The organism is Uliginosibacterium silvisoli, from assembly GCF_036017035.1.
In the GTDB taxonomy this organism is placed as follows: domain Bacteria; phylum Pseudomonadota; class Gammaproteobacteria; order Burkholderiales; family Rhodocyclaceae; genus Viridibacterium; species Viridibacterium silvisoli.
In genome coordinates this window covers 1038154-1056685 of the sequence record NZ_JAYXHS010000002.1, presented here as the reverse complement: position 1 = coordinate 1056685, position 18532 = coordinate 1038154, and the positions used below count along the sequence as shown (strand labels likewise).

Genomic DNA, 18532 nt, shown 5'->3' with positions numbered 1-18532 from the left:
GAGCGGCGCGAGAACAAGGCGGTTTGACGAGACAGTGCTCATGCACGGCGAGGCAAACCAACGCAGTAATCGAGCCGCGCAGCCCATCCAGCGCGGCATCCGAATGCCCGGATGGTGAAATTGGTAGACACAAGGGACTTAAAATCCCTCGACCGCAAGGTTGTACCGGTTCGACCCCGGTTCCGGGCACCAATCCTTTTTCCTGACCCCCCGCTGACAGATGCTCCGGATCGCCATCATCGGTTACGGTACAGCGGGCCAGGCATCTGCAATTGCGCTGGGCCGCAGCGGCAGACATGCCATAGAGGTATTCGAGCAGACAGCAACGGCCGGCCCGGTTGGCGCTGGTTTTCTGCTTCAGCCCACCGGGCTTGCGGCGCTCGCGCGCCTCGGCTTGCTCGACGAAGCACTGGCGCTCGGCTCACCGATTGCCCGCTTGCACGGCTGCAATGCAAACGGCCGGCGCGTCATGAACATGCACTACGCCACATGGCGCGACGATGCATTCGGCCTCGGCATGCAGCGCCACGCGTTGTTCTCGATGCTTCACGATGCCGTGCCTGCCGACGTCGTGCTGCGGACCGGCATCCAGATCCGCAAGCTTGATCCCGCGAGCGGCTTCATCCATGACGAAGCAGATGCCCGATACGGCCCCTACGATCTCGTCATCGTCGCCGACGGCTCACGCTCCCAATTGCGCACACAGATTTTCGGCAAATCATGTGCCCGCCCCTATCCATGGGGCGCATGGTGGTGCCTGACGCCTGCAAAGGACTGGCCAAACACTGATTCGCTGGAGCAGCGCTATCGCCTTGCGCGCGAAATGATGGGCGTGCTGCCGGTGGGCCACGTTCCCGGGCTGACGCGCGACAGCGATCAGCTATGCATCTACTGGAGTGTGTTGGCCGACGAGACACCGAAGGGGCGCAACTCTCACGACATAGCAAACAAGGTTGCAACGCTATGGCCGGAAGCTGCCGGGCACCTGCGTCGAAACGATGCCGTCGCGCTGACACACGCAACCTACCGCGCCATCAACCTGTCAAGCTGGACGCAGCAACGGGCCGTCTGGATCGGTGACGCCGCACACGGCATGAGCCCTCAGCTCGGTCAAGGGGCGAATCTGGCGCTGCTCGATGCACTCGCACTTGCCGAAGCAATCGACACACAAGCCAATCTCCCGGCTGCACTCAAGCAATACGAGCGCGTGCGGCGCGCGCATGTGAGATGGTATTCAAGGGGAAGTCACTGGCTCACACCGCTGTTCCAGTCGGAACACGACAACATCGCGCGGCTACGCGATCTGCTTTTTGACCCACTGAGCCGCCTGCCAATCATCCGGCGGATTTCATTGCAGCTCCTGACGGGCTCACTCGGCGCCTGATCCCGCCACGCCGAATCATTTCGCGCTCTGCAGTGCCCCCGCGACGCTTCCACGCTGGGCATCCGCCAACGGCACGACCCGCATGGGGTGCAGGTACTCCATCGTGGGCGGAAACGGCCGCCCTAGCAGCAACGGAGGCAGAACCATGTCCTTCAAATTTTCTGCCGGCACCTTCCAGCGCGAGCGATCCAGCGGCCGGTAATCTGCTCCGATCTGACTGAGCGAACCTGCCTGGTTGCCACGATCCAGTGCAGCTGCCGGCAACTTGAGTGGGCTCGAGCCCATCAGCAGATTGTTGATGACCGTCACGGAAACTTCTCCTGGTTTGCCATGAACGACCAGGGGCGTGCCCGCAAAGAAACGACGATCGACGATGGTGTTGTGAACCAGCACGAGTTGGTTGCCGCCATCGCGCAGGCCTTCAGCACCGTAGGAAATGATGCTTGGGTTTTCGGTCGTGGCAGATTGCTCGATGATGTTGCCCATCACGAGTGCCGTGCCACCGTTCGGAAACTCCAGTTCGTAGCTGGCACGCCCGTCCGTTTCGTCCGTCAGGCGGTTGTAGCTGATGTCATTGACCTGCGCGCGCGATTTGAGGAGATGGCCAACGCGGGCATGATGAAAATAGCTGCCCGTGACGCGCAAACGCCCGATAGCGCCTGCGTAAATATTATGCGTGTAGCCCGAGCCATCACCGTTGTGACCAAACTCGCTGAACTCGATATCGAGCTGGCTGTCCGGGTTACCGCCGGTGAGAATGCCATTCTCATTGTCGATGAAACGACAATGCGATAGCTGCAGGCGGCCCTTCTCGAAACGGATGCCGGCACCGTTGCGATGAATCACCCGTGCGCCGGTGAATTCGATCTGTTCGATGCGGATGTCACCGCCGCGTATGACCCAGATCGCTTTTTGCTCGGCAGCGCGTCCGTCGGCAATCAACCTCGCCATACCACCCCGCCCACGGATGGTCAGCGCCGATTGCGTCCACACCGCGACGTCGCCACGGTACTCGCCGGCATCGATCTCGACGACGTCGCCATCACGCGCAAGCGTGGCTGCCTGGGAAGGCAGAGTCAGTCGCTGATTCGGGCCGACATGGAGCGTCGCTGCACGCGCGAATGGCGCGGTCAAAACAGCAAGGAGGACCAGCAGGAAGAACGCGCGAACGCGCGTTCGCCAATATGTAATGGTGCCCAGGAAGGGACTCGAACCCCCACGTATCGCTACGCCAGAACCTAAATCTGGTGCGTCTACCAATTTCGCCACCTGGGCCAGCACACAACACCCGGCGCGATGCCGAGAATATTGAGCCGCGAATTATACCAGCTTGGCTATACTCGCCGCCTGACTTGATTACATCTTCAGAAGCACACGGTACCGGATGCCTGTCGAGCATTACGAAAACTTTCCCGTCGCATCCCTGCTCCTGCCGCGCCATCTGCGCGAGCCGATTGAGGCCATCTATGCATTTGCGCGCAGCGCAGATGATATTGCCGACGAGGGCGACGCCGCGCCCCTCGTGCGCCTCGCGCAGCTCAACGACTATCGCAACGAGCTCAATACGATCGATTCAGGTGGCATGCCGACCGCGCCGATGTTCGCGCGTCTTGCGCGCAGTGTACGCGCGCACGCATTGCCGACGATCCTCCTGCGTGACCTGCTGGATGCGTTCTCGCAGGATGTAGTAAAGAGCCGCTATGCCGACTTTGCCGAGCTGCGTGAATACAGCCGCCTCTCCGCGGATCCGGTCGGGCGCCTACTGCTGCACCTCTACAAGCGCGCCACGCCCGAAAATCTCTCCCGCTCCGATGACATCTGCTCGGCTCTGCAGTACATCAACTTCTGGCAGGACGTCGCCATCGACTGGAAGAAGGACCGCGTCTATATCCCGCAAAGCGATCTGCAGAGCTTCGGTATCAAGGAGAAGCAGATTGCAGAAGGCCGTAGCGACCAGCACTGGCGCAATCTGATGCATTACCAGGTAGATCGCGCGCGCCGCATATTGCTGCGTGGCGCACCGCTCGCACGTGCCCTGCCCGGCCGCATCGGCTGGGAGTTGCGCCTCGTGGTACAGGGTGGTTTGCGCACGCTGGAGAAGATCGAAGCGGTCGATTACGATGTGTTCCGCCATCGACCCACGCTGGGCAAGACAGACTGGCTGCGCATGCTGTGGCGCGCAGCATTCATGAAAGCATGACTTGATGGACCCCTTCGATTACTGCAAGCAGAAAGCCGCCGCCAGCGGCTCAAGCTTCTACTACAGCTTCCTGTTCCTGCCGCCCGAGCGTCAGCGCGCGATCATGGCGCTGTATGCGTTCTGCCGTGAGGTGGACGATGTTGTCGACGAAACCCACGACATCCAGCTTGCCCAGACCAAGCTCGACTGGTGGCGCAAGGAAACGGCCGAGATTCACGGCGGCAAGCCGACGCACCCGGTCACGCAGGCGCTGGCTGAGGTGGTGAAGACGTTCGACCTGCCACGCGACAAGTTGCTGGAGATCATCGACGGCATGCAGATGGATCTGCAGCAGACGCGCTATCTCGATTTCAAGGCGCTGGAGCTGTACTGCTATCGCGTAGCCAGCGTGGTCGGCCTGCTGGCCGTGGAGATTTTCGGTTACACCGATCCACAGACGCTCAAGTACGCACATGATCTTGGCATTGCTTTCCAGCTGACCAACATCATCCGCGATGTCGGCGAGGACGCGCGCCGTGGCCGTATCTATCTGCCGATCAACGAGCTGCAGCAATTCAACGTGACGGCGAAGCAGATTACGGACGCAAGCTACAGCGACAATTTCCGCGCGCTGATGGAGTTCCAGATCGAACGCGCCGAGCGCTACTACGATCAGGCGCTGGGTTTGTTGCCGACAGCCGATCGCAAGAGCCAACGCGCCGGCCTGATCATGTCGGCGATCTATCGCACGACCCTGAAAGAGATCAAGGCGGAGGGCTGCAAGGTTCTCACGCAACGCACCTCGCTGACGCCACTACGCAAGCTGTGGATCGCGGCGCGCACCTGGTTGAAGTACTGAAATGAGCACGCGCGTTGCGATCGTCGGTGCCGGCTATGCTGGCCTCGCAGCGGCCGTGGAGCTGGCGCGTGCCGGCATCCAGGTCACGGTATTCGAGTCCAGCCGCACGCTGGGTGGTCGCGCACGCGTCGTCGAGAAGGATGGTCACCGCATCGACAATGGCCAGCACATCCTGATTGGCGCCTATACCGAAACGCTACGTTTGCTGCGCTTTCTGCGCGTGCCGGCGGGTCGTCTGATCAGCCGGCCTTTCACCCTGCACGTGCCCGGCCGGCTGGACTTCCGCGCGGCCAATCTCCCCGCACCCTTTCACCTCGCCGTCGGCCTGCTGAAATCACGCCAGATGAGCTGGGCTGATCGCTTCGCCGTAGTACGCATGATGCGCAGCCTCAAGCGCATGCGCTACGAACTGCCGCAGGACTGCAGCGTCTCGCAATTGCTGGCGGACACGAAGCAGACACCGATATTGCGCGAATTGCTGTGGGAGCCGCTGTGTGTCGCTGCGCTCAACACGCCTGCAGATGAGGCCTCTGCGCAGGTGTTCATTAATGTGTTGAAAGATTCACTGGCGGGCAGCGCGTCAGACAGCGAGTTGCTGATCCCCCGCGTCGACCTCAGCGAGTTGTTGCCGGTCCCTGCCCTGCAATTCCTCGCGCTCCAGGGGGGTACGGTGAACATCGCCACGCCCGTCAAGGGCATAGAGCTGGACGAAGACGGGGAATTCCGCATCGTCGGCAACCCTTTCGAGGGCGAGCGCTTCAGCCATGTCGTGCTCGCTGTCGGACCGTATCACGTCAGCGACCTGCTGGCTGGTTTCCCCGAGTTGAGCATGCTGCGCCAGCAGGTGGATGCCATGGAGCATCAGCCGATCACCACGGTCTACCTGGAGTATGACGAATCGGTGCGTCTGCCCGAGCCGATGGTGGCTGTCGCCAATTCGAGCGTGCAGTGGCTGTTTGATCGCGGCCAGCTGGGCGGCCCCAAGGGTCTGCTGGCAGCCGTTATTTCCGCGCGCGGACCGCACTCCGAACTGAGCCGCGAAGAACTGGGCTTGCGTGCGCATCAGGCCGTGGAAGCGATGATTCCACGCCTGGCGGCGCCAAAGTGGTCGACGGTCATTACGGAAAAACGGGCCACATTTTCATGTAGCCCGTCGGTACTGCGTCCGTTGCACATCACGCCGATCAGGAATCTCGTGCTGGCGGGTGACTATGTTCAGTCGCCCTACCCGGCGACCATCGAGACCGCCGTGCGCTCCGGCTTGAACGCCGCGCGCCACATCCTGCGCCTGATCAAGGCGGATTCGGAAGCGGCGGAGTCCGCCGCCGATTGATCAGCGCTTCTTGCCCTGCTGGGCGACTGCGCTGAACGCTTCGCTGGACGCTTTGGCCACCTGTTCGAGGGTCTTGCGCGCGGTTTCAAAAGTGGTCTGCATCGCTTCTGCCGCAGCATGGCTATTGAGCGGCATGCCCTTCAGGAAGCCCTGCATTGCTTCCATCATGTCCTGACTGCCCGAGGTGAGTTGCTGGCTGACCAGCTTGCTCATCTCGTTCTGCACTTCCGAGGTGATCTCGGCAATGTTGCGGCTCGTCGACAGCATTTTCTCTGCAGCATTCTGGGCGTAGCGCGCGCGCAACTCCATGGCTTCCTGCGGCGTCTTGATCTGGGCAAGCGACTGGACGTTGCTCACGCCATCTTCAAACATTTCCTTTGCCGTCTGCATCTGCAGCTGCAATATGCGCTGGGAATTCTCGATCGAAAGCTGGGCCAGCTTCATGGCCGATTCCAGATTCTTTTTCTGCATTGCTGCAACCGATTGTTCGACCTTGTTCGTCATTCGTTGTTCTCCAGTCAAAGGGGCGGTCTGGCTGCATCGCGCATTTTGCTGCAGCAAGTCCCGGGTGGCGCCGTCACGTTCAAAGGCACCTCAGGGCGCGTAGACCATAGCACCGCGTAAAGGTTTGTCGATACGTAGTAACGCTATGCAAACCTACTACGGCCGGCGTCGCACTTTGCCACACTGCGGCGCAGCAAATCGGCACGTTTGCCCGCAAGTACTGCTATCCCGGCATCGCAAGCCGGCTTGCTTGCGACCGATTGAAAGCTCCGGATCTGCCCCAATCTGCCGAGCTGAAGGTTCCGGATGTGCCGTGTTGGCCGCCGGACAGATGACTTGATGGCTGCATGAAACAGTGCAGCAAACAATGCAGTGATCGCGGAGGATCCGACCATGCGTTTCGACAAACTGACCACCAAATTCCAGCAAGCCCTGGCGGATGCCCAGAGCATCGCCGTCGGCCACGACAGCCAGTACATCGAGCCGCAGCATTTGCTGCTGGCGCTCCTGAGCCAGGACGATGGCGGCGTCAGCGCCCTGCTCGCGCGAGCCGGTATCAATGCGCCACCGCTGCGTGCTGCGCTCGACAAGGCAATCGACCGCCTGCCACAGATCGAGGGCCACGGCGGCGAAGTGCAGGTCGGCCGCGACCTGTCCAACCTGTTCAACCTGACCGACCGCGAGGCGCAGAAGCGCGGCGACCAGTTCATCGCCAGCGAGATGTTCCTGCTTGCCTTGTGCGACGACAAGGGCGCGACGGGCAAGCTGTTCAAAGAGCATGGCGCCAACAAGAAGAGTCTTGAAGCCGCCATCGAAGCCGTACGCGGCGGCGCGAGTGTAGGCAGCCAGGATGCCGAATCGCAACGCGAGTCGCTGAAGAAATACTGTATCGACCTGACCGAGCGCGCACGTCAGGGCAAGCTCGACCCGGTGATCGGCCGCGATGACGAAATCCGTCGCGCCATCCAGATCCTGCAACGTCGCACCAAGAACAATCCCGTGTTGATCGGCGAGCCTGGCGTCGGCAAGACAGCCATCGTCGAAGGCCTTGCCCAACGCATCATCAACGATGAAGTGCCGGAGAGTCTGCGCGGCAAGAGCGTGCTCTCGCTCGACATGGCAGCACTGCTGGCGGGCGCGAAATTCCGTGGTGAGTTCGAAGAGCGCCTCAAGGCCGTGCTCAACGACATCGCCAAGGAAGAAGGCCAGCTCATCATCTTCATAGATGAGCTGCACACCATGGTTGGCGCCGGCAAGGCCGAAGGTGCGATGGATGCCGGCAACATGCTCAAGCCAGCGCTCGCGCGCGGCGAGCTGCATTGCATCGGCGCGACCACGCTCGACGAATATCGCAAGTACATCGAAAAGGATGCTGCGCTTGAGCGCCGCTTCCAGAAAGTGCTCGTCGACGAGCCGAGCGTGGAAAGCACCATCGCCATCCTGCGCGGCCTGCAGGAGCGCTATGAAGTTCACCACGGCGTCGATATCACCGACCCGGCCATCGTCGCCGCGGCGGAGCTGTCGCATCGCTACATCACCGATCGCTTCCTGCCTGACAAAGCCATCGACCTGATCGACGAAGCGGCCGCGCGCATCCGCATGGAAATCGACTCGAAGCCGGAGACGATGGACCGACTTGACCGTCGCCTGATCCAGCTCAAGATCGAGCGCGAAGCCGTGAAGAAGGAAAAGGATGAGGCGTCCAAGCGCCGCTTCGGCCTGATCGAGGACGAGATCGCCAGCCTGGAGCGCGAATACGCAGACCTCGACGAGTTGTGGAAGAGCGAGAAGGCCGCCGTGCATGGTGGTCAGCACATCCGCGAGGAGATCGAGAAGGTCAAATTGCAGATGGAAGACGCGCGCCGCAAGGGCGATTGGCAGAAGATGAGCGAGCTGCAGTACGGCGACCTGCCAAAGCTCGAAGCTCAGCTCAAGGACGCGGAAGGCGCGCAGGAGAACCAGCCCGCCAACAAGCTGCTACGCACTCAGGTCGGCGCCGAGGAAATTGCCGAGGTCGTATCGCGCGCGACGGGCATCCCCGTCTCGAAGATGATGCAAGGTGAGCGCGAGAAGCTGCTCAAGATGGAAGACGCCCTGCACAACCGCGTGGTGGGTCAGGACGAGGCCGTGCGCCTGGTGTCGGATGCGATCCGTCGTTCGCGCGCAGGCCTCTCCGATGAGAACAGGCCGTATGGTTCGTTCCTGTTCCTCGGCCCCACCGGCGTCGGCAAGACCGAGCTATGCAAGACGCTTGCGGGTTTCCTGTTCGATTCGGAGGACCACCTCATCCGCATCGACATGAGCGAGTTCATGGAGAAGCATTCGGTTGCACGCCTGATCGGCGCGCCACCGGGCTACGTCGGCTACGAGGAAGGTGGCTACCTGACCGAACTCGTACGGCGCAAACCCTACTCCGTACTGCTCTTCGACGAAGTCGAAAAGGCGCACCCGGATGTGTTCAATGTGTTGCTGCAAGTACTGGACGATGGCCGCATGACGGATGGGCAAGGCCGCACCGTGGACTTCAAGAACACGGTGATCGTCATGACCTCCAATCTCGGCAGCCAGATGATTCAGCAGATGAGCGATCAGCCTTACGAACTGGTGAAGACTGCGGTCATGGGTGAAGTGAAGAACTACTTCCGCCCGGAGTTCATCAACCGTATCGACGAGGTCGTGGTGTTCCACTCGCTCGGGCAACAGCATATCCAGTCGATTGCCCGCATCCAGTTGCAATACCTGGAGAAGCGTCTTGCGCGATTGGAAATCGGTCTGACGGTAACGGATGCAGCGCTGGAGGAAATCGCCAAGGCCGGCTTCGATGCAGTATTCGGCGCCCGACCTTTGAAGCGTGCGATCCAGGAGCACATCGAGAATCCGCTCGCCAAGCAGATCCTCGAAGGACGCTTTGCCGCCAAGGAGACGGTGGTGGTCGACTCGTTGAACGGGGTGATTACTTTCCGTAAACCGAGCTGAAGCTCTCGACCGCTACCGACCTTCAGCTGCCATCGACAGCGCGCTCCAGGGCGCGCTGTCGGATCGAGCGAGGGTCACTCTGCGCTTCATCAAGCTTGGGCATTGCCGGCGGCACCTTGGCGGCAGGTACGACACTCACGGAGCCCTTGCTCTCATCTACTTGTTGCGCTTTGGCCCCCGTCGGCGGTGTCGAACCATAAGTCACCTGGCCGTTTTTGTCGGTCCATTTGTAGAGCGGTGCCGGCTCGACAGCGACTGCGTTCACCACGCTGCCTTTCACTTGCTCGAACGCAGCCGGCGTCTGCCACAGGTAAAAACCAGCAGCAGATGCACAGATGAGTAAAAGAAAAATCACGCGCTGCCACATGAGTTCGGCACTCCGTCAGGACGGCCTCGAAGCAAGGGGCCGAAGAGAGGATTGTGAGTGCCATGCACATGCCATGGCAATTGCCGCTCCGCCGCCGAGTCAGGTCAGCCGGAGGGCGACGTAGATCCGGGCCTAGAGGGCGCCGAAAGCCCTGCCGTCCTTGGTAGCGCCACGCGCACCGCTCTTGATATCGAACACCTGCCCTTTGTAGGGCGGCTCCGGTGGCACGATCACCCAGGTACGCGCGTTACCCGTGACAGGATCAATCGGCACAGCCCGCAGGTACTTCTTGTCGACCAGTTCCTGAAGCGACTCGGGGTAGCGCCCGGTGTCACTGTAGAACTTGTCGATCACGTCACGCGTGGCATGCAGGTTCTCCATCAGCACCGCCTCTTTCGAACGGTCGACGCCCTGGAAGAATTTCGGCAGTGACAGGGTCAACAAGACGGCGATGATCGCCATCACGATGAGCATTTCGATCATCGTGAAGGCGTTCTGCTTGCGGCGTGGCGGCGTCGTCACGTTCATGTCATGCGAATGCAGATCAATCATCCCTTGAACGGCGCTGCGTACCGTTCTGCCCGTCCGGGTTGGAGGGTGCTTGCTGCTGGACCGGGGCCTGTGGTTGCTCGATCTGCTGTGGCGCCTCGGCCTCGTTGCGACGACCACGCACGCTGGTGATGGTGCCGGCATCGAAAGTCTCGGCCTCGGCAGTAGGCTTGGCAACGCCGCGAATCAGACGGGGCGTAATCGACAGGATCAGCTCGGTCTTGCTCTTGTCCGTACTGTCGGAACGGAACAGGCGACCCAGCAATGGAATATCGCCGAGCAAGGGCACCTTGGTAACCGTCTGGCGATCGGAGTCCTGGATCAGGCCAGCGAGGATCTGATTCTCACCGTCCTTCAGACGCAGCACCGTGGAGGCATTACGCGTACCGATGCGGTAGTTCACCGTGCCTGCAGTCTTGTTCTCGATCGTGCTGTTGATATTGCTCACCTCCAACGCGATCTTCAGGCCGATCTCGTTGCCCGGGAACACCTGCGGCTCGACTTCAAGCTTGAGACCCACGTCGATATAGGTCACTGCCTGGCTGATCACGCCGTTGGAAGTCGCATTGGACGACACGTTTGGCACACGCTCACCGATCTGGATCTTGGCCTTCTCCTTGTTCTTGGCACGGATGCGCGGATTCGCCAGCACATTGACGCCACTGTCTGTGTCGTTGGCGCTGAAGGTGATGCCGCCAATGGTCATGCCCAGATTATTGGTACTGAGACCCAGCAGATCCGCCAGCGTAGGCGAGCCTGGCGCGGAGTTGGTAACCGCTACACCCGATGTCACGGTGGTCGAAGAGGTTGAAGCGCGCGAGATCGGCACCAGCGTCACGGACGCGGGCCACGCCACGCCCAGAGCCTGCAGCTTGCCCTTGGTGACTTCGACAATGGCTACTTCCAGCATGACTTCCGGCTCTGCCACATCGTGCAACCCGATCAGTTGCTCGGCCATGGCCATGGCTTGCGGGGTATCACGCACCACGATCATGTTCAGCTTCTCGTCGACCACGACATCCCTGAACTTGAGCACGGTCTTGAGGCTGTTGGCGACGATCTTGGCATCTGCATTCGCAAGGTGGAAACCGCGCACCTGAAGTCCCTGATAGTCGGCCTGCTTGGCCGGCTCATCCGGATAGACGAGCAAGGTGTTGTCGTCGGTCGCGCGCCAGCCGAGGCGCGTGGTCAGGACGATTTTCTCCAGCGCATTGCGGATGGTGGTGTCCTTCAGATAGATCGACGTCCGCAGATCGGGTTGCACATCCTTGTCGATCACGATGTTCAGCCCGGAGGTCTTGCCAATCGCATCGAACAAGGAACGCACTGGAGCATCGCGGAACTGCAGCGTCACCTTCTTGGCCATCGCTTCATCCAGCGGCGACACCAGTTTCGGCACGGGTTGCACGACCGCAGCGGGCCTGGCGGAAGACGACGCCTGGGCGACAGGTGCAGGTTGTACCGGGGCCGCGGCGACCGGCGCAGCACTGCTCACGGCAGACATCGATGACGCGGCAGAAGAGGAGGCAACCTGGACCGGGGCCGATGACGAGCTGGCCGACGACGCTGCGGCAACAGGCGCCGACGCCATGGAGGAAACGGCGGCCGAAGAAACCGACGAGGAAGCCGTGGCCGGAGTGCCCGTTTCACGGCGGGACATCGCCACGACGGCAGCACGCTCAGTGCCTTGAGCTTCGAAACCCTTTACCTGCGCAAGCTGGGTGAAGCTGGCCGCAGCAGCATCCCAACGGCCCTGACCAAGCGCGGTATTACCTTCGCTGAGCAAGTAATTGCCGAGTTGCTGGCGCGAGGCCGTCACCGCTGCGGTGATTTCCTCGTCCTTCGGGTGCTCCTTCTGTGCTTTTTCCAGCACGGTATTGGCATCCTTGAGACTGCCTGTCGCCATCAGCGCCTTGCCGTACTCGAGGTCGTTACGCGCGGACGGACTGGCGCAACCCGAAATCGTGATGGCCGTCACAAGCGCCATCACCAGGCCGCTTGCAGCAGTCAGCCGCAAAGTTTTTTTTGTGGTTCTCATTTGCCACCCTCTATCGGGATGATTTGGGTCTTCTGGGTTGATAAATTGAAGAGCTGTACCTGATCAGACTTGACGACATCGACGCGGTTACCGTCGATCACGGCGCCCGGTATGGCGACATAGGTCTGGTTGTCCTTGTCGAGGAATACGTTGAGACGCCCATCTTTGTTCATGCTGCCGATCACCGTGAAGCTCGGTGGTGGTGGGGGCAAGTCTTCCGGGTCGACCACCGCGGCAGGCGGTGGTGGGGGCGGCGCATTCGAGCCGAACAGATTGGGGACGGACGCTTCATTCAGCGCCTGCTTGAGGTCCTGGCGTACAGCGCCTGGGCCGCTTGCTGTCGCCGGCACATTGGCGCCCGGCGGACGCGCAATGATGTCCCCGGCTGTCACCGGCGGTGGTGTCGACGAACGGCGAGGTGCCACTGCAGCGACTTCATTGCCAGCGCCACCGGGCGACTTGTCACCAAAAATAGCCAGCCATGCGGCTATGGCCAGAACCGGCAGCATGATCAGCATCCGCTTGCGATCGTTCAATTGCTACCTCCAGCCGCAGCTTGTTCAGCGCTCACGGGGGCCGCCTTCTGCCACAGGGACATCACGAGTTGTGCCTCCAGTTGTCCGCTATTGGCCTGCTCACGCTTGATCACCAGTTGATCCAGCGACAGCGCGGGCATTTCAGTCAGGATGCTGTAAAGAAAACGCCGCAATGATGGGTAGTCCGCTTTCACCGGCAGCGATATCTGCAATCTGGTGTATGCGTGCTGCGTATCCTCGACGCGCCGGAAATCAGCCTGCAGGACGTGAACACCGCTATTGGCAGCAAAGTCCTGCAACGCACGGATCTGCGCGTTCGTCACCTCAGGATCGGCCAGCGCGCGCGCCAGGTTCTGGGCCGGCGAGAGTTGTTTCTCGGCAGGCTTCCCGCGCAGGCTCTTCTGCTGCTGAACGAGTTTGTCCAGCTCACGTTCGGCATGGTCCTTCGCGGCGATCTGTCCAGGCACCACCAGCACGCCAAACAGGACGGCCAGCACCAGCAACAACGCCGCCACAAACGGCAATACCCCTTGCCTGCTGTACAACAGCTCAGCCTTCAAACGCAGCTTGTCGGCAGACAGGTTCATGTTTGCCATCACCGCTCTCCGCTCTTTCTGGCCGCTGGTGACTCGGGCTGAACAACGGGGGCCTCAAGCGTGAAGCGCATGCCTGCGGCAGGATCGTTGCTGCTGCCACGCTCCTGACGCACCAGCATCAGCGATGCGTAGACCGGCTCTTCACGCAGGGTCTCTACGTAACTCAGCACGGCGCCCACGTCGGCAGCTTCAACCACGAATTTGCTCGATTGGCGCTGCACGCCCATCTCCAGCGAAATCATCGTGACTTCCGGCCGCGCATTGCGCTCCAGCGTACCCAGCATCTTGGCCCACGGATAATTGAGGAACTGGTTGGCTTGCTGGATCGACTGCGCCGATTCCGCCTTCAGGCTGTCGGCCAGTGCGTCGTTCTCTTGCCCCACGTCGAGCTCTGCCTGCAAGGCAGTAACCTGTGTCTTGACCGCCGCACGCTCGCGCTGCAGCTTCCACGCCACGGTCATGCAGGCAACCAACAACACCAGAGCCAGCACACATGCCACGGCCCACACAGGGCGACGGCGCCGGTCAGTACCCGCCTCGAACCACTGCTGGCGAGGCGTGAAATCAATCAGCATCGGCTTCAATTCATCGCTCCGTACAAGGCGAGGCGATAGGCGTCGGTCTTGCGATCCAGACCAATGGGAGTGGGCAGCGCAAGCTGGCGGCCAATCGGCACGATGCGTAGCTGGGAACGATCCGGCAGCTCAACCATTGGCGGCGCATCACCCAGCAGGAAAATACTCTGTGGCATGTCGAGACCCATGCGCAGGGCCTCGGTTTCAAGACGCGCCAGCACTTCCGGCAGGGTGGGCAGCAGGTCGAAGCGGAACTGCCGCGCCGACAACAGGCGACCGCCGACGCGTAACAATGCGAGGAAGGAGTGCGTACCGAAGGAACAGACCCAACCGTCATCGCCAAGACTGCCTGCGTCGCGGTTGATGAGACGCACGGCCTCGGGAACGATGGAGCCCAGCGTGCAGTCGTGCTGACGTGACACCTCTCCAAGTGCCGCGATCAACGACTTTGGCAGGGCGCAGGCCAGCATGGCGCGGTCATCGCCCCAGTCCGCTTCGATATGCCAGCTCTCAGCCGGAGCACCGAACAACTGTTCGAAGCGATTGGCCGCCAGCGCCCGCAATTCGGCAAGACTGCCGAGGCCGGCTGGGGGCGTCACCATCCAGTAACGTACCCAGTCATCGGAAACGGAAATCTGCAGATTGCCGGAGATCTTGCCGGCCTGCGCCAGCGCAGTACTCACGGCCGGCTCCCAGATCGCAGTCTCCGGCGACGAAGCGCCCGGCAGGTAATCACGCAACGGCAGCATGCTGCTGACGTGCGCACCCTGAGCGCTGACACCGTCGACGATCAGCATCTCGCCGGCCCCTACACCCATGCCGAGACGACGCTTACCCAGTTTGCGTAACACGGCGCACCTCCTCAAGCGTGGTCTCACCACGGGCGACGAGACGCAGGGCATCGTCATACAGGCTGCGCGTGCCATTACGTTTGGCCGCCTCCATGAGCTGGCGCACAGAGCGACGCTCCACCACCATCTCGGCAATCTCCGGATTCATTACGAGAATTTCAGCAACCGCCTTGCGGCCGCGGTAGCCCGTACCACGGCAATCGCCACAACCACGACCGCGCGTGAATTCAAAACCTTCAACATCAGCCTTGGACAGGCCTGCTGCGGCCAGCTCGGCGTCGTCCGGCGTGTAATGACCACTGCAATGCTTGCAGTTGAGCCGCACCAGACGCTGCGCCGACACACCGTTGAGCGCCGACACGAAGGAATACAGATCGACGCCGATGTGGTGGAAGCGGCCGAACACGTCATACACGCTGTTGGCGTGCACCGTGGACAACACTAGGTGACCCGTCAGCGCTGACTGTACGGCGATCTCGGCGGTTTCCTTGTCGCGGATTTCACCGACCATGATCTTGTCCGGGTCGTGACGCAGGATCGAGCGCAGGCCACGTGCGAAGCTCAGGCCCTTCTTGTCGTTGACCGGGATCTGCAGGATGCCGCCGAGCTGATACTCGACCGGGTCTTCAATCGTGATGATCTTGTCGCGGCCGCTGTTGATCTCGGACAGCGCGCCGTACAGTGTCGTGGTCTTGCCGGAACCGGTCGGGCCCGTCACCAGCACCATGCCGTACGGCTCCTGCACGAGGCGGCGGATGATGGACAAGGTATCCGCATCGAAACCGAGCGACTCGAGGGACAGCGAACCATGCGACTCGACCATGGCCTGCTTGTCGAGAATACGGATGACGGCATCTTCGCCATGCACGCTCGGCATGATGGACACGCGCAAGTCGATCTCGCGGCCCATCGCTTCAACACGGAAGCTACCGTCCTGCGGCACGCGGCGCTCGGCGATGTCCAGCTCGGACAGCACCTTGATACGCGAGATGATCTGTTCGGCGAGCGCACTGCCCTGGATCTGCGCGATCTGATCGAGCACACCGTCGATACGATATTTGGAGACCATGCCGGTCGGCGTGCTCTCCAGGTGAATGTCGGAGACGCCCAGCTTCAAGGCATCGTAAAGCGTGGAGTTCACCAGCTTCACCGCCGGGCTGGTCGCATCGCTCACCGATGCAAAAGTCAGGCTCTCCAGCGAACGACCATCGCCCTGCCCCATCTCGCCATTGGCCATCAGGTTATCCATGGCACGCATGGTCTCTTCCTGTTTGGTCAGGTAGGCGTGAATGTCGGAACCAAGCGCGATGCGGTATTCGATGTTGCCGCCGACGATGCTGTCGATCCAGATCTGCAGGTCCTGATCGAACGGATCGGCGATGGCTGCCAGCAAACCCGCCTTGCCCACCGCGCCATGCTTGCGCAACACGACGACACTGCGTTGCTGGGCGCGCGCCATCGGCACCAGATCGAAGGCTGGCTCGAGGTCCAGCATCTCGGCCGTCTCGATGACGCGATAGTGGAAATTGTGTGCGACTGCACCCAGCAAGGTGCGCGCGTCGAGGCCGGAGAGCACTTCAAGTTCGGCCATGACCGGTCGACCGGATGCCAGCGCTGCAGCACGGGCGCGCTTCATCAACTCCAGATCAAGACTCGTCTCACGTGCGTTCACTGAACAGACCCCGCCAAATCAAAAATCGGCATGTATAGCAACACCACGATAAAGCCTACCACTATGCCGATAATGGCCATGAGGGCAGGTTCCACAGCCTTGCTGAATCTCTCGATCCAGCGAGAACTTTCACCTTCATAGAACAGCGCCGACTTGGTCAGCATCGCGCCCATCTGACCGGAGCGCTCGCCCACGCGCAGCATGCGCAGCGCAATCGGCGTGGTCAGCCCGTTTTTCTCGAAGGCTTGCGACACCGGCTCGCCATTGCTGATATCGGAGCGCGCTGCCACGAGCTTCGCCCGCGACGTAGCGGCCACCGTGCCTGCCACCATGTCCAGCGCGGTCACGATGGGGATGCCGCCTTCGAGCAACATGCCGACCGTCAGGTACAAGCGCGAGATCTCGAGAATCTGCACCCGCTCCGCAATGCTGGGGATGAGGCTCGCGATCTGGCCCCAGCGATTTTCACGACTGATGCGACGCACCTGCCACACCACCAATACGATCAGGCCGATGAACGCAGGCAGCACGATGAACAGGTTGGTGCCGATGAACTCGCCAAAGCCCAGCAGGATCTTCGACATGAAAGGCAACTCGCGGCCACTGTCCTTGTACACCGCAGCAAACTTGGGCACCACGTACATCATCAGGAACACCGCCACCGTACCGCCTACCGACAGCAGGATCGCCGGATACACCGCAGCGCTCACCAGCCGCGCACGCACCTGGTCGACACGTGTCTGATAGTCGATGAAACGGGCCAGCGCACGGGGCAGATCACTGGTGCGCTCCGCCGCACGCACGATGCCGATGAACAGCGGCGGAAAGTATTCCTGCTGCAGACCCACCGCGTCGGAAAACCGCAAACCTTCACGCATGCGATGAATCAGGCTCTCCATGATGCCGCGGGACAGTACGCCGCTTTCCTTCTCGACGAGCGCCTCCAGCGACTCCACAAGACTCAGGCCGGCGTCCAGCAAGGACAAGAGCTCCTGACTGAACAGCACCAGGGAAAAAGTGCCGCGACCGCGCGTGCTCTTGCGGCCAGTACGCGCGCGCACGGTGACGGGCCGCAGACGCTGACCTTCACAGGCCTTGCGTGCAGCTACCTCGTCATCGGCTTCCAGCGTAAGTGTCTGCAGCTGGTTATCGGCCGTCAGGGCGCGAATTTCGAACTGCATGCAGCCTCGGAATCAGTCATGGTCAGTGGCGGGATCGAGCACGGCACCCGGTTCAAGACCTGGCGCGTCGCTCGGCGCGGTCACTCAGTTGGTGACGTCGGCAGACGCATCGACGCCGCCGGGCTGGCCATCACTGCCATACGAGATGATGTCGAAATCACGGCCCTGCGAACCCGGGCTCTTGTAGGCGTAAGCCTTGCCCCATGGATCCAGCGGCAACGCCTTTGCGAGGTATGGACCGCTCCACTTGGTCATACCGGCAGGACGCTCCATGAGCGCCTTGAGGCCCTCGGCCGTCGTCGGGTAGCGGCCGATATCCAGGCGCATCTGATCCAGCGCCTTGGCGAAGGATTCGATCTGCGCCTTGGCAACACCCTGTTCGGACTTGCCAATCTGCGAGAAGTACTTCGGGCCGACGTAGGAAGCCAGCAAACCGATGATCGCAACCACCACCAACAGTTCCAGCAGGGTGAAGCCCGAAGCCTTCTTGCGCAAACTGCCGTTCAGAATTCTGATGTTTCTCACTGTGTCTCCACCTTCGTTGTCCTGACTCCAAGCGGCGGTCATTGCCGCCTTCGCCCGTCTTTCACGTCCTGCCATGCAGACTGAAGACAAGGTCGATCTACAACTTGTTCCGCAAGGCCGGTTCGCCTCGATCAGCCTGAAAGCTGCTGCGCCGCATCAACTTCATGCATTGGCAAGAGGAGGCGCCAGAGTGGGCGCAAGGATGCCACAAAGCCTCGCCAAGTCCAATTGGCACCGACACTTCGCGTCCTGCAAAACGGTGTAAAGCGTCACGAATCACCAGCATGCTTCCAGACAAACTACACGCTTGCAGAAGCCTTACCATGCTGCCATGGCCCCGTGAGCGGGCTCTGCATTGACGCGTGCAAATGACAGATGCAAACGCCGGCCTCCCGCCTTGCTGCTCG

At 61.2% G+C, this 18532-nt stretch carries 17 protein-coding genes and 2 tRNA genes; 6 read left to right on the top strand and 13 right to left on the bottom strand.

All coding sequences use genetic code 11. The annotated features are described in order from the left end of the window. Positions 1-105 precede the first annotated feature (105 nt). Positions 106-192 (top strand) — tRNA-Leu (locus VVD49_RS14440). Between the two features lie 28 nt (positions 193-220). Next, a complete protein-coding gene (locus tag VVD49_RS14435; protein ID WP_327599882.1) occupies positions 221-1384 on the top strand; it encodes an FAD-dependent oxidoreductase in 1164 nt (387 codons plus the stop codon). Positions 1385-1399: 15 nt separating this feature from the next. Here VVD49_RS14435 and VVD49_RS14430 read toward each other — a convergent pair whose 3' ends face one another. After that, entirely contained in the window at positions 1400-2518 is a 1119-nt protein-coding gene (locus VVD49_RS14430; protein ID WP_327599881.1) for a right-handed parallel beta-helix repeat-containing protein, read from the bottom strand. Between the two features lie 56 nt (positions 2519-2574). After that, a tRNA-Leu gene (locus VVD49_RS14425) sits at positions 2575-2659 on the bottom strand. A gap of 109 nt (positions 2660-2768) precedes the next feature. Here VVD49_RS14425 and hpnC point away from each other — a divergent pair. Genes hpnC through hpnE form a run of 3 tightly spaced genes read left to right on the top strand, consistent with a single transcriptional unit; the run spans position 2769 to position 5755 of the window. Beyond that, a complete protein-coding gene (hpnC, locus tag VVD49_RS14420) occupies positions 2769-3584 on the top strand; it encodes a squalene synthase HpnC (protein WP_327599880.1) in 816 nt (271 codons plus the stop codon). Positions 3585-3588: 4 nt separating this feature from the next. After that, entirely contained in the window at positions 3589-4422 is an 834-nt protein-coding gene (hpnD, locus tag VVD49_RS14415) for a presqualene diphosphate synthase HpnD (protein WP_327599879.1), read from the top strand. Between the two features lies 1 nt (position 4423). Beyond that, positions 4424-5755, top strand: a complete 1332-nt coding sequence (hpnE, locus tag VVD49_RS14410) for a hydroxysqualene dehydroxylase HpnE (RefSeq protein ID WP_327599878.1) — start codon at positions 4424-4426, stop codon at positions 5753-5755. Here hpnE and VVD49_RS14405 read toward each other — a convergent pair whose 3' ends face one another. Next, positions 5756-6259, bottom strand: coding sequence for a phasin family protein (locus tag VVD49_RS14405; protein ID WP_327599877.1), 504 nt, complete (start codon positions 6257-6259; stop codon positions 5756-5758). 393 nt (positions 6260-6652) lie between these two features. Between VVD49_RS14405 and clpB the strand changes: the two genes are divergently transcribed. Then, positions 6653-9235, top strand: coding sequence for an ATP-dependent chaperone ClpB (gene clpB / locus VVD49_RS14400; protein WP_327599876.1), 2583 nt, complete (start codon positions 6653-6655; stop codon positions 9233-9235). 22 nt (positions 9236-9257) lie between these two features. On the opposite strand, the gene VVD49_RS14395 is transcribed toward clpB, so the two are convergent. The 10 genes from VVD49_RS14395 to gspG all read right to left on the bottom strand — a co-directional run bounded on the left by VVD49_RS14395 (position 9258) and on the right by gspG (position 18125). Then, on the bottom strand, positions 9258-9602 hold the full coding sequence (locus tag VVD49_RS14395; protein WP_327599875.1) for a DUF4124 domain-containing protein: 345 nt from the start codon (positions 9600-9602) through the stop codon (positions 9258-9260). Positions 9603-9734: 132 nt separating this feature from the next. Continuing rightward, complete coding sequence (locus VVD49_RS14390) at positions 9735-10154, bottom strand: type II secretion system protein (protein ID WP_327599874.1); 420 nt, start codon at positions 10152-10154, stop codon at positions 9735-9737. Next, entirely contained in the window at positions 10147-12189 is a 2043-nt protein-coding gene (locus VVD49_RS14385; protein WP_327599873.1) for a secretin N-terminal domain-containing protein, read from the bottom strand. Before VVD49_RS14385 ends, VVD49_RS14390 begins: the two co-directional genes overlap by 8 nt. Beyond that, entirely contained in the window at positions 12186-12725 is a 540-nt protein-coding gene (locus VVD49_RS14380) for a hypothetical protein (RefSeq protein ID WP_327599872.1), read from the bottom strand. The genes VVD49_RS14385 and VVD49_RS14380 overlap by 4 nt, the downstream gene beginning before the upstream one ends. Next, positions 12722-13321 (bottom strand): GspMb/PilO family protein, encoded by a 600-nt coding sequence (locus tag VVD49_RS14375; RefSeq protein ID WP_327599871.1) that lies wholly within the window; start codon positions 13319-13321, stop codon positions 12722-12724. Before VVD49_RS14375 ends, VVD49_RS14380 begins: the two co-directional genes overlap by 4 nt. Beyond that, positions 13321-13905: a hypothetical protein gene (locus VVD49_RS14370; protein ID WP_327599870.1), complete on the bottom strand. Its 585-nt coding sequence runs from the start codon at positions 13903-13905 to the stop codon at positions 13321-13323. The genes VVD49_RS14375 and VVD49_RS14370 overlap by 1 nt, the downstream gene beginning before the upstream one ends. After that, the gene (locus VVD49_RS14365) at positions 13902-14747 is read right to left on the bottom strand and encodes a hypothetical protein (RefSeq protein WP_327599869.1); all 846 of its coding nucleotides are present in this window, start codon (positions 14745-14747) and stop codon (positions 13902-13904) included. The genes VVD49_RS14370 and VVD49_RS14365 overlap by 4 nt, the downstream gene beginning before the upstream one ends. Further along, the gene (locus VVD49_RS14360; RefSeq protein ID WP_327599868.1) at positions 14728-16383 is read right to left on the bottom strand and encodes a GspE/PulE family protein; all 1656 of its coding nucleotides are present in this window, start codon (positions 16381-16383) and stop codon (positions 14728-14730) included. Before VVD49_RS14360 ends, VVD49_RS14365 begins: the two co-directional genes overlap by 20 nt. A 32-nt stretch (positions 16384-16415) precedes the next feature. Continuing rightward, entirely contained in the window at positions 16416-17600 is a 1185-nt protein-coding gene (locus VVD49_RS14355; protein WP_327599867.1) for a type II secretion system F family protein, read from the bottom strand. 84 nt (positions 17601-17684) lie between these two features. Next, the gene (gene gspG, locus VVD49_RS14350) at positions 17685-18125 is read right to left on the bottom strand and encodes a type II secretion system major pseudopilin GspG (RefSeq protein ID WP_327599866.1); all 441 of its coding nucleotides are present in this window, start codon (positions 18123-18125) and stop codon (positions 17685-17687) included. Between the last annotated feature and the right edge of the window lie 407 nt (positions 18126-18532).

Bases quoted from the DNA above. Each gene is read 5' to 3' on its own strand.
- VVD49_RS14435 (WP_327599882.1), top strand. From the start codon at position 221: ATGCTCCGGATCGCCATCATCGGTTACGGTACAGCGGGCCAGGCATCT.
- hpnC (WP_327599880.1), top strand. From the start codon at position 2,769: ATGCCTGTCGAGCATTACGAAAACTTTCCCGTCGCATCCCTGCTCCTG.
- hpnD (WP_327599879.1), top strand. From the start codon at position 3,589: ATGGACCCCTTCGATTACTGCAAGCAGAAAGCCGCCGCCAGCGGCTCA.
- hpnE (WP_327599878.1), top strand. From the start codon at position 4,424: ATGAGCACGCGCGTTGCGATCGTCGGTGCCGGCTATGCTGGCCTCGCA.
- VVD49_RS14405 (WP_327599877.1), bottom strand. From the start codon at position 6,259: ATGACGAACAAGGTCGAACAATCGGTTGCAGCAATGCAGAAAAAGAAT.
- clpB (WP_327599876.1), top strand. From the start codon at position 6,653: ATGCGTTTCGACAAACTGACCACCAAATTCCAGCAAGCCCTGGCGGAT.
- VVD49_RS14395 (WP_327599875.1), bottom strand. From the start codon at position 9,602: ATGTGGCAGCGCGTGATTTTTCTTTTACTCATCTGTGCATCTGCTGCT.
- VVD49_RS14390 (WP_327599874.1), bottom strand. From the start codon at position 10,154: ATGATTGATCTGCATTCGCATGACATGAACGTGACGACGCCGCCACGC.
- VVD49_RS14385 (WP_327599873.1), bottom strand. From the start codon at position 12,189: ATGAGAACCACAAAAAAAACTTTGCGGCTGACTGCTGCAAGCGGCCTG.
- VVD49_RS14375 (WP_327599871.1), bottom strand. From the start codon at position 13,321: ATGGCAAACATGAACCTGTCTGCCGACAAGCTGCGTTTGAAGGCTGAG.
- VVD49_RS14360 (WP_327599868.1), bottom strand. From the start codon at position 16,383: ATGAAGCGCGCCCGTGCTGCAGCGCTGGCATCCGGTCGACCGGTCATG.
- VVD49_RS14355 (WP_327599867.1), bottom strand. From the start codon at position 17,600: ATGCAGTTCGAAATTCGCGCCCTGACGGCCGATAACCAGCTGCAGACA.